Annotated in this window: 9 protein-coding genes and 1 pseudogene; 9 read left to right on the plus strand and 1 reads right to left on the minus strand. The window is 67.7% G+C overall.

Translation table 11 applies throughout. The annotated features are described in order from the left end of the window. Positions 1 to 198: 198 nt before the first annotated feature. The 8 genes from ACFFN1_RS12165 (at position 199) to ACFFN1_RS12200 (ending at position 8,958) form a co-directional block, all read left to right on the plus strand. Entirely contained in the window at positions 199 to 1,077 is an 879-nt protein-coding gene (locus tag ACFFN1_RS12165; protein WP_376841046.1) for a VldE C-terminal domain-containing protein, read from the plus strand. 100 nt (positions 1,078 to 1,177) lie between these two features. Next, a complete protein-coding gene (truB, locus tag ACFFN1_RS12170; protein ID WP_376841047.1) occupies positions 1,178 to 2,116 on the plus strand; it encodes a tRNA pseudouridine(55) synthase TruB in 939 nt (312 codons plus the stop codon). Between the two features lie 124 nt (positions 2,117 to 2,240). Next, on the plus strand, positions 2,241 to 3,188 hold the full coding sequence (locus ACFFN1_RS12175) for a bifunctional riboflavin kinase/FAD synthetase (RefSeq protein ID WP_376841048.1): 948 nt from the start codon (positions 2,241 to 2,243) through the stop codon (positions 3,186 to 3,188). A 145-nt stretch (positions 3,189 to 3,333) separates the two neighbouring features. Beyond that, a complete protein-coding gene (gene rpsO, locus ACFFN1_RS12180) occupies positions 3,334 to 3,603 on the plus strand; it encodes a 30S ribosomal protein S15 (RefSeq protein WP_376841049.1) in 270 nt (89 codons plus the stop codon). Between the two features lie 327 nt (positions 3,604 to 3,930). After that, a complete protein-coding gene (locus ACFFN1_RS12185) occupies positions 3,931 to 6,144 on the plus strand; it encodes a polyribonucleotide nucleotidyltransferase (protein WP_376841050.1) in 2,214 nt (737 codons plus the stop codon). 40 nt (positions 6,145 to 6,184) lie between these two features. After that, positions 6,185 to 7,429, plus strand: a complete 1,245-nt coding sequence (locus ACFFN1_RS12190) for a M16 family metallopeptidase (protein WP_376841051.1) — start codon at positions 6,185 to 6,187, stop codon at positions 7,427 to 7,429. 211 nt (positions 7,430 to 7,640) lie between these two features. Further along, positions 7,641 to 8,267 (plus strand): superoxide dismutase, encoded by a 627-nt coding sequence (locus ACFFN1_RS12195; RefSeq protein ID WP_376841052.1) that lies wholly within the window; start codon positions 7,641 to 7,643, stop codon positions 8,265 to 8,267. Positions 8,268 to 8,364: 97 nt separating this feature from the next. Then, entirely contained in the window at positions 8,365 to 8,958 is a 594-nt protein-coding gene (locus tag ACFFN1_RS12200; protein WP_376841053.1) for a GNAT family N-acetyltransferase, read from the plus strand. A 216-nt stretch (positions 8,959 to 9,174) separates the two neighbouring features. On the opposite strand, the gene ACFFN1_RS12205 is transcribed toward ACFFN1_RS12200, so the two are convergent. Next, positions 9,175 to 9,357, minus strand: a complete 183-nt coding sequence (locus ACFFN1_RS12205) for a hypothetical protein (RefSeq protein ID WP_376841054.1) — start codon at positions 9,355 to 9,357, stop codon at positions 9,175 to 9,177. Between the two features lie 6 nt (positions 9,358 to 9,363). Here ACFFN1_RS12205 and ACFFN1_RS12210 point away from each other — a divergent pair. After that, positions 9,364 to 9,459 (plus strand): annotated as a pseudogene (locus tag ACFFN1_RS12210) (transposase); the annotation flags it as partial. Between the last annotated feature and the right edge of the window lie 100 nt (positions 9,460 to 9,559).

Raw genomic sequence — 9,559 nt, forward strand, 5'->3', positions numbered from 1 at the left:
CCCACCTCAGGAACGGGGGAGAGGAGACCGGCCCGCGGGGTGCTCCACGGCCTGCCCGGTCGGCCGGTCCGGGCAGCGCGCAGCGATGTGAGGCAGCTCGCGGACATGCCCGGCGTCATCGTTTTGTGATCTTCACGGATGCCGTTACACTCATACAAGATCACGGAACGATTACAGCTTTGTTAAGGGACAGTCGAATTGGGCAAGCACTCTGATCCGAACCAGTCGTCATGGGCGTCCAACGCCCGCACGCTCGTGCGCGATCTCAGCCGCATGGGACGCTCCGGCGGGGGACGGCACTCCGTCAGCCGGGCCTCCACTGCCACCGGCGTCATCCGCACCGTCAAGCGCAAGCCGATGGTCGCTGCGATCGCGATCCCGGCCGCCGCGACGACGGCGATCGTCGCCTCCTCGTTCGCACTCGGCCCCAACGACGAATCCGGTGTCGTCAAGACCGAACAGCGGGCTGAGTCGACCCCGACCCCCGAAGAGGTCAACCTCGTCGACGAGGACGCGCTCAACAAGCAGCGCGAGGAGGCCGCACAGGCCTATGCCGAGGGCCTCAAGGACGATGACAACTACAAGAGCGAGAAGGACTCGGTCGGCGCGAAGACCCCGAAGCCCACGCCGAAGGCCTCCGCTGCCGGCAAGTCGGGCGCAGGCTCCTCGGAGCGCGGCGACGGCTCCGCCTCCCGCTCGCAGGACCGTGACACCAACGTCTCCTATGAGCCCTGCAGCGTGTCCTCCAGCATCGAATCCGGGCTGCAGCCGGTTGCCATCAACGGCTACCGGGCGATATGCGCGAACTTCCCGGAGGTCAAGACCTACGGCGGCTACCGCAACCAGGCCGGATCCGACCACAGCACCGGCATGGCCGTCGACGCGATGATCCGCGGTGAGGTGGGCGACCAGATCACCAAGTTCCTCATCGACAACCGGCAGGAGCTGCGGGTCAAGTACGTCATCTGGGAGCAGAAGTACTACGCCCCCACCAACGGGTGGAAGGGCAAGCCGATGGAGAACCGCGGCGGCGACACCGCCAACCACTTCGACCACGTGCACGTCTCCTTCCACTGACGTGACCGGCCGGCCCCGCAGCCGGCTCGCTGACAGCAGGCTCAGGCGCCGGCCTCGAGCCTGCTGTCATGTCCGCACACAGAGGGAAGGCGCCCACACCATGGCCAAGCGCAGCGCGTCGCCGGTCAACGGCATTCTCATCATCGACAAGCCCGCCGGGCTGTCCTCCCACGGTGTCGTCTCCCGGCTGCGCCGCTGGTACGGCACCCGCCGCATCGGCCATGCCGGCACCCTCGACCCGATGGCCACCGGCGTGCTCGTCGCCGGTCTGGGCCGCGGCACCAAGCTGCTGACCTACCTCATCGGCCTCGACAAGACCTACACCGCCACCATCCGGCTCGGCAGCTCCACTCCCTCCGATGACGCGGATTCGGCAGCCGACCGCTTCGCCGACCCGCAGCAGCTCGCCGCCGTCACCGATGCGCAGATCGCTGCCGGGGTCGCACAGCTGCGCGGACCCATCGAACAGGTGCCCAGCGCCGTCTCGGCGATCAAGGTCGACGGCCAGCGCGCTTACCAGCTCGTGCGCGCTGGCGCCGAGGTCGAGCTCAAGGCCCGCCCGGTGACGATCACCGCCTTCGACATCCACGACATCCGCCGGCAGCCCGACGCCCAGCTGCCGGCCATCGACGTCGATGTCACCGTCTCCTGCACCTCGGGAACCTATATCCGGGCACTCGCCCGCGACCTCGGGACCGGCCTGGGCGTCTTCGGCCACCTCACCGCCCTGCGCCGCACCCATGTGGGCCCCTTCGCCCTGCCCGGCCACCAGCTGCCGGACGACCTCACCGCGCCCGAGGCGGTACCGCCTCCCGAGCCGATCGACCTCGCGACTGCCGCCGCGCAGGTGCTGCCGGTGCACGAACTCAGCACAGACGAGGCCCGTGCACTGCTCAGCGGACAGTTCATCGACGCGACCGGCGCCTCGGGACCGGGGCCCTGGGCCGGGATCTGCGCCGGGGAGCTCATCGCCGTCATCGAACGCCGCGCAGACAAGCTCAAGACGGCCACCGGCATCGCCCAGCAGCCGCCGTCCTGAACCGGCCGGAGCTGGCCCGGGGCGGCCGGGACGGGCGCCGGCGGCGGTCTGCCGGTGCGGTAACGTTGGGGCGGTATTCGACACCAGCGATATGGGACCAGCGACGCCTGGGAAGGGGCGAGAAGTGGAAGTTCTCTGGGACATCGACCAGATCCCACCCGATTTCGGTCACACCGCCGTCACACTCGGCAACTTCGACGGCGTGCACCGCGGCCACCAGGCCGTGCTCGGCCAGCTCGCCTCCCTCGCTCGTGAGCGCGGCCTGCGGTCCCTGGCGATCACCTTCGACCCGCACCCGCGCAGCGTCCACACCCCCGATGCCGCCCCGGAGCAGATCACCGGGCTGACCGAACGGCTCGCCCGGATGTCGGAGACCGGCATCGACGCGGTCCTCGTGCAGCGCTACACCCTGGAGTTCGCCGCCCAGACTGCCGAGGAGTTCGTCGCCGAATACTTCGTGCGGCGGCTGCGCGCCAAGCTCATCGCCGTGGGCCGGGATGTGCGGTTCGGCCGCGGGAATCACGGCACCATCGACACCCTCGAAGAGCTCGGCGCCGCACACGGCCTGGAGATCGTCGCGATCGAGGACGTCGGCCATGCCCCCGGCTCCAGCGGCAGGGACTCCTCGACGCTGGTGCGCGAGCTGCTCTCCGCCGGCCGCGTCGACGAAGCCGCAGCGGTGCTCGGCGCCCCGCATACGGTGGCCGGCACCGTCGTCCACGGCGATGCGCGCGGCCGCGAACTCGGCTTCCCCACCGCCAACCTCGGTGCGGACACCGAGGGGATGGTGCCCGCTGACGGCGTCTATGCCGGCATCGCCCACTTCGGCTCCGATCCGGAGGGCTATCCGGCGGCGATCTCGGTGGGGACGAACCCGACCTTCTCCGGCAGCAGCCGCCGCGTCGAGGCCTATGTGCTCGACAAGGAGTTCGCTGACTTCGACGTCTACGGTGAGGAGATGACCTTGGAGTTCATCAAGCTCATCCGCGGCCAGATCACCTTCGACGGCATGGACGACCTCGTCGACCGGATGCACGAAGATGTCTCCGAAGTCCGCACTGTGCTAAGCTGATCGACGCTGTCTTCTCAGCACCCACCCTGTCTTCCCGGCAGTGGGATGCTGTGCGCACAGCCTGCCGTCACGCCGGCCGCGGTCAGACAGAGCTGGAGCAGAAGGCTCCGGCGCCGCGCAACGATGTGGAAGAAGGAGAGATCTCATGGCACTTGATCCGAAGGTCAAGCAGGACATCATCAAGGAATACGCGACTCACGAAGGCGACACGGGATCTCCCGAAGTCCAGATCGCGATCCTGACCAAGCGCATCACCGACCTGACCGAGCACTTCAAGGAGCACAAGCACGACCACCACTCGCGTCGTGGCCTGCTGCTGCTCGTCGGCCAGCGTCGCCGCATGCTCAAGTACCTGCAGCAGGTCGACATCGAGCGCTACCGTGCGCTCATCGCCCGCCTCGGCCTGCGCCGCTGAGCGCAGCACAGCGCCTGGATCGCAGCAGCGATCCGCACTGACCATCACCACACGGGGAATCGCCGGACGCGGCGGTTCCCCGTGTGCGTTTCGGCCCAGCTCAGCCGCTTGTTACACTGGCGGATGAGCCTGGAACCGGCAGCTGACGTAGCTCCGGTGGTCGGTAGTGGCCTCCGCACTCGGTGCGTGGGCCTCGATCGATGACCGGATCCCTGCCGCCGGTTCGCGTGTGCGCAGTCCTGCCCACCCGCCGCATCCGCAGAGGAAGCGCAGACGATCCGCGCGTACGAGCAGAGAGCCCGTGCGCAGAACTGAACGGAGAAACACTTGGGTCTCAATCCCGAATCTGCTGTTGCCCACATTGACAACGGGCGCTTCGGCACCCACACCATCCGCTTCGGCACCGGCCGACTCGCCAAGCAGGCCGCAGGCTGCGCTGTCGCCTACCTCGACGACGAGACGATGCTGCTCTCGGCGACCGCCGTCAGCAAGAATCCGAAGGAGCACCTCGACTTCTTCCCGCTCACCGTCGACGTCGAAGAGCGCATGTACGCCGCCGGCCGCATCCCCGGCTCCTTCTTCCGCCGCGAGGGACGCCCATCGACCGACGCGATTCTCGCCTGCCGCCTCATCGACCGGCCGCTGCGCCCGTCGTTCGTCAAGGGCCTGCGCAACGAAGTGCAGATCGTTGTCAACGTCATGGCGATCCACCCCGACCACATCTACGACACCCTGGCCATCAATGCCGCCTCGATGTCGACCCTGCTGTCCGGTCTGCCGTTCTCCGGCCCGATCGGCGGCGTGCGCGTGGCCCTCATCGACGACCAGTGGGTCGCCTTCCCGAACCACTCCCAGCTCGAGGACGCCGTCTTCGACATGGCGGTCGCCGGCCGCGTCGTCGGTGACGACGTCGCCATCATGATGGTCGAGGCCGAGGCCTCGGAGAACGCCTGGAACACCATGCGCACCGGCGGCACCGCCCCGACCGAGGAGATCGTCGCGGAGGGCCTGGAGGCCGCCAAACCGTTCATCCGGGAGCTGTGCCGCGCCCAGCAGGAGCTCGCCGACAAGGCCGCCAAGCCGGTCGTCGAGTACCCGGTCTTCAAGCCGTACGAGGACGATGTCTACGCAGCCGTCGAAGCGGCTGCCCGCGAGCAGCAGACGAAGAACTTCCAGATCGCTGACAAGCAGGAGCGCGAAGCCGCCGGCGACGCACTGCTGGAGAAGCTGCTGACCGACCTCGGCGAGCAGTTCGAGGACCGCGAACAGGAGATCGTCGCCGCCCTCGATTCGCTCACGAAGGACATCGTGCGCAAGCGGATCCTCACCGAACAGATCCGCATCGACGGCCGCGGCCTCAAGGACATCCGCCCGCTGACCGCAGAGACCGGCGTCATCCCGCGCGTGCACGGCTCGGCGATCTTCGAACGCGGCGAGACCCAGATCCTGGGTGTCACCACGCTCAACATGCTCAAGCTCGAGCAGCAGATCGACTCGCTGTCGCCGGTCACCGCGAAGCGCTACTTCCACCACTACAACTTCCCGCCCTACTCCACCGGTGAGACCGGCCGCGTCGGCAGCCCCAAGCGCCGCGAGATCGGCCACGGTGCCCTCGCTGAGCGCGCCCTCGTGCCGGTGCTGCCCAACCGCGAGGACTTCCCGTACGCCATCCGCCAGGTCTCAGAGGCCCTCGGCTCCAACGGCTCGACCTCGATGGGCTCGGTCTGCGCTTCGAGCCTGTCGCTGCTCGAAGCCGGCGTGCCGCTGCGCGCCCCGGTCGCCGGCATCGCCATGGGCCTGGTCTCCGATGTCATCGACACCGCTGACGGCCCGCAGACCGCCTACGCCGCGCTCACCGACATCCTCGGCGCCGAAGACGCCTTCGGCGACATGGACTTCAAGGTCGCCGGCACCAAGGACTTCATCACCGCCATCCAGCTCGACACCAAGCTCGACGGCATCCCCGCCTCGGTCCTGGCCGCTGCGCTCAAGCAGGCCCGCGACGCCCGCCTGGCGATCCTCGACGTCATGAACGAGGCCATCGACGCGCCGGCGGAGATGAACCCGACGGCACCGCGGATCATCTCGGTCAACATCCCGGTCGACAAGATCGGCGAGGTCATCGGCCCCAAGGGCAAGATGATCAACCAGATCCAGGAGGACACCGGCGCCGAGATCAGCATCGAAGACGACGGCACCGTCCTCATCGGCGCGACCGACGGCACCTCGGCAGAGGCCGCCCGCGCGGCGATCAACGTGATCGCCAACCCGCAGGTCCCCGAAGTGGGCGAGCGCTACCTCGGCACCGTCGTCAAGTGCATGTCCTTCGGCGCCTTCGTGTCCCTGACCCCGGGCAAGGACGGCCTGCTGCACATCTCCGAGCTCAAGAAGCTCAACGGCGGCAAGCGCGTCGAGGACGTCGAGGACGTCCTGGGCGTGGGCCAGAAGATCCAGGTCGAGATCACCAAGGTCGACGACCGCGGCAAGCTCTCGCTCGTGCCGGTCGTCGGCGAAGAGGATGCTAACGACGCACAGGACTGATCCTCTGCACACCGAACAGCTCCTGGGGGAGGACAGCAGCGTGCTGCGCTCTGTCCTCCCTTCGGGTATCCGCGTCGTCACCGAGACGATGCCCGCGCTGGCATCGGAGACCGTCGGTGTGTGGGTCGACTCCGGCTCCCGTGATGAGACCGATCTGACGGCCGGCTCGACCCACTTCCTGGAGCACATGCTCTTCAAGGGCACGACGAGCCGCTCGGCCAAGCAGATCGCGCAGATCTTCGACCGCACCGGCGGGGAGTCCAATGCGGTGACCTCCAAGGAGTACACCTGTTACTTCGCCCGCTGCCTCGTCGACGATCTGCCGCCGGTCACCGAGCTGCTGTGGGACATGGTGCTCAACGCCACGCTCGATGCCCAGGAGTTCGAACGCGAACGCGGCGTCATCGTCGAGGAGCTCGCGATGGCCGCCGACGATCCCACCGATGTGCTCTACGAAGCCTTCGACACCCTCGTCTACCCCGACCACCCGCTCGGCCGGCCGGTCGGGGCGACGAAAGAACAGGTGCGCAGGCTCGCCCACGGTGTGCTCCACGACCACTACTCCGCGGCCTACATCGGCCCGCGGCTGGTGTTCACCGCCGCCGGCGGGGCCAGCCATGAGCAGATCGTCGAGCTCGTCGCCCAGGCGACCGCGCACCTGCCGGCCGCCGCGCCCGAGGCGGTCCGCCCCTCGCGCACGGCCCCAGCCTTCGCCTCGGGAACGGCGTGCATCGGCCGGGACACCGAACAGCAGGGCATCATCATCGGCATGCCGGGGCTGAGCGAAGGCGATGAGCGGCGGTTCGCGTTCTCCGTGATGTTCTCGCTGCTGGGCGGCGGGATGTCCTCCCGGCTGTTCCAGAGCGTGCGCGAGGAGCGGGGACTGGCCTACTCCGTGCACGGCATCGCCTCCCGGTATTCGGATTCCGGCCAGTTCGGCATGTACGCCGGTTGCGCGCCGCAGGCCGCGCAGGACGTCATCGACCTGTGCGTGGCCGAGTTCGAGCGGCTCGCCGGCCAGCTGCCCGGCGAGGACGAGGTCGCCGATATCGTCGCCCAGGCCGCCGGTTCGATGATGCTGAGCCTGGAGAGCTCCGCGGTGCGGATGAACCGTCTCGCCCGTGCCGAGCTCGCCGGGATGCCGCTGGAGTCGCCGCAGGAGCTGCTCGACATCGTCCGGCAGGTCACCCCGGCCGATGTCTCGGCGATCGCTGCCGATCTTGCGGCCGGCCCGCGGGCACTTGCGACGATCGGCCCGCGCGAGGACCTGCGCCTGCCGGGCTGATCAGGTGCGGCGGCCGGTTGAGGGACTGTCGTTGCCCGGCTGACATGGTGCGCCTGTCGGTTCTGTCCTGCTCAGCGGATCCTGAGCAGAACTTCACGTGCTCACTCGACAATGTGATTGAGCGATGGAATAAGGTGGGAGATGAGCCCGTTATGCCGGGTAGCGCCTGGCACAACCGACGGGCCGTCACCCACGTATGAGGAGGACTCACATGGTTGAGCAGTACACGCTCCCGGACCTGCCCTATGACTACGCAGCACTTGAGCCGCACATCTCGGCCAAGATCATGGAGCTGCACCACGACAAGCACCATGCCACCTACGTCAAGGCCGCCAACACCGCTGTCGAGCAGCTGGCGGAAGCCCGCGAGTCCGGCGATCTGTCGAACCTGCCGAAGCTGACCCGCGACCTGCAGTTCAACCTCGGCGGTCACGTCAACCACTCGATCTTCTGGAACAACATGTCCCCGGACGGCGGCGACAAGCCGGTCGGCGAGCTCGCTGCCGCCATCGACGACGCCTTCGGCTCCTTCGACAAGTTCCGTGAGCAGTTCACCACCGCAGCCACGACCATCCAGGGTTCGGGCTGGGCAGTGCTCTACTACGACGCCCTCGGCGGCAACCTGCTCATCGGCCAGCTCAAGGACCAGCAGTCCGACATCCAGCTCGGCGGTGTGCCGGTTCTGCAGCTCGATATGTGGGAGCACGCCTTCTACCTCGACTACCAGAACGTCAAGCCTGACTACGTCAAGGCCTGGTGGAACGTCGTGAACTGGGAGGACGCCGGAGCCCGCTTCGAGCGCGCCCGCCAGCAGACCAAGGGCATGCTGCTCGGCTGAACCGCCGCGCACTGAAACCCCGGCGGCTCGGATCCACGTCGATCCGGGCCGTCGGTGCATTCAGCACAAGGCACCTTGTCTCCGCTAAGCTGTCACGATGACCGATTCCATCTTCCGCCTCGCACGCTGGCAGCCGGAGACCGCCGTCCAGCTCATCGATATCCGCCAGGCAGCGCTTGACGATGACGACCTCGACCTGCAGCGCAACACTCCGGAGATCGCAGACGCTCTTGCAGCGGCGCGCTTCGCCCAGAAGCTCTCCGCCACGGAGGCCGAGGGCACCATGTGCGCGCGGGTGATCCTGGGCACCGGACAAGCGGCCGGAAAGGTGCTCGGACAGGTGATGGCCTCCCAGATCGAAAGGACCCACTCGACCGCGTGGATCTCCTACTGGCTGCGCCCAGCCGCCCGCGGCCGCGGGATCGCCTCCGCTGCACTGCGCCAGTGCGTGGACCTGCTGCACGACGAGTGCGGCATCTACCGGCTGGAACTCGGCCACCGGATCGACAATCCGGCATCCGGGCACGTCGCCGCGGCTGCCGGGTTCCTGTGCGAAGGCACCGAACGGCAGCGGCTGACCTACGGCAGGCAGCGCTACGACGTCCACCGGTGGGCCAGGCTCGCCGGCGACCCCCGGCCATGGCAGCGGAGAACGTCGGCTACCTCAGGCCGGCCTGTAGTGGCGGAGTGATCTGCAGGCTTCCTGGCAACCCCTGAGTATGCTTCATGTGCTGCAACAGGAGTTTCGGCTGCGGCAAAGTCGAATCTGGCCCGATGCGGAGACTGTACACAATACTGTGACGGCTGGCGTTGGCCAGAGCCTGCCAGGATCCCGCTAACCGGTTGAAGGGACGGGTCAGATTCTTCCCGCGTAGGATCGTGCGGCGTGCGCCACAGCAGCCAGCTGCTAATGCGCAGCCGCTGCCGCGTTGCCACTGGCCTGCAGCGCTCCGCCTCCCTTGAACGCTGGCGGAACGTTGGCGAGCCCGCCTAGCTCGTGACTGAGCGCTGAGCTTTCGCGTGCTAGCGCGTCAGCGTCGCGAGCGACCGCGTTGAGCGCGGCGATGAGCTTCTGTGCTTCTGATGCCATCTGGCCAGTCAGGTCGGAGATATCGATATCAGTGTGCCCAGGGATCGGGCGGGTTCGTTCGATCCGGTCCTGGTGCCGAAGGGCTCCAGGAAGCTGGGTGGATCGCCCCGAGTTTGGTGGAGAGTTCATAGCGGTACGTCAGCCACCACTGGCCGACTGGTTTCAGTGTAGTAGTGTTCCTCGAACTGCGCTGGAGCGAGGT

The sequence above is a fragment of the Brevibacterium otitidis genome, from assembly GCF_042429315.1.
Taxonomy (GTDB): domain Bacteria; phylum Actinomycetota; class Actinomycetes; order Actinomycetales; family Brevibacteriaceae; genus Brevibacterium; species Brevibacterium otitidis.